Below are 768 nucleotides of genomic sequence, written 5' to 3'. Positions count from 1 at the left end.
ACGGCAGAATGAACGGCGTATTAGTGTGATTATTGGTAATCCGCCGTATAATGCGAATCAAATGAATGAGAACGATAATAATAAAAACCGCGAGTACAAAGCGGTTGATACCCGTATTCGTGCGACTTACATTGCCGCCAGTACCGCGCAAAAAACCAAACTGTATGACATGTATGCGCGCTTTTTTCGCTGGGCGAGTGATCGGTTAAAAGATGATGGCATTGTTGCATTAATTACCAATCGCAGTTTTATTGACAGCCGGACATTTGATGGATTTCGCCAATGTGTGAGAAATGAATTTCACGAGGCTTGGGTTATTGATTTGGGCGGTGATTGGAAAAAATCGGGTGATACGCGAGCGAGTGGCGGCAATGTGTTTGGCATTGGCACGGGCGTGGCCATTTCATTTTGGATTAAAAAACGCAGTCAACAAACTAAACAATCGTTCGGGCGGATTTATTACATTGCGGCAAATCAATTGGTGCAATCGGCTGCCGATAAACTCACTTGGTTGGATAGTCATCAATTGCGCGACATGGCGGTTGAAGAACTCATTCCCGATGACCGCAATCAGTGGTTAGATTTGACCAATAATGATTTCGAGTCATTGCTGCCGTTGGCAAGTAAAGAAACCAAGTCGGCGAAAACAGCGGGAAATGAGCGAGCGGTTTTTAAGTTGTATTCGTTAGGTATTTTGACCGCCAGAGATGAGTGGCTTTATGGGAACGACAAAGCAACACTGATTGATCGGGTGACTTATTTAATAAG

Annotated in this window: 1 protein-coding gene; it reads left to right on the top strand. The window is 44.3% G+C overall.

Going from position 1 to position 768, the window contains the following annotated elements; translation table 11 throughout:
* Nucleotides 1-768: Eco57I restriction-modification methylase domain-containing protein (locus HUK38_RS14640; protein ID WP_182585052.1), on the top strand; the 768-nt coding region annotated here is incomplete at both ends.

Source organism: Thiospirillum jenense, from assembly GCF_014145225.1.
In the GTDB taxonomy this organism is placed as follows: Bacteria; Pseudomonadota; Gammaproteobacteria; order Chromatiales; family Chromatiaceae; genus Thiospirillum; species Thiospirillum jenense.
Note: the sequence above shows the minus strand (reverse complement) of the source record. Positions and strands in the feature narration are given on the sequence as shown.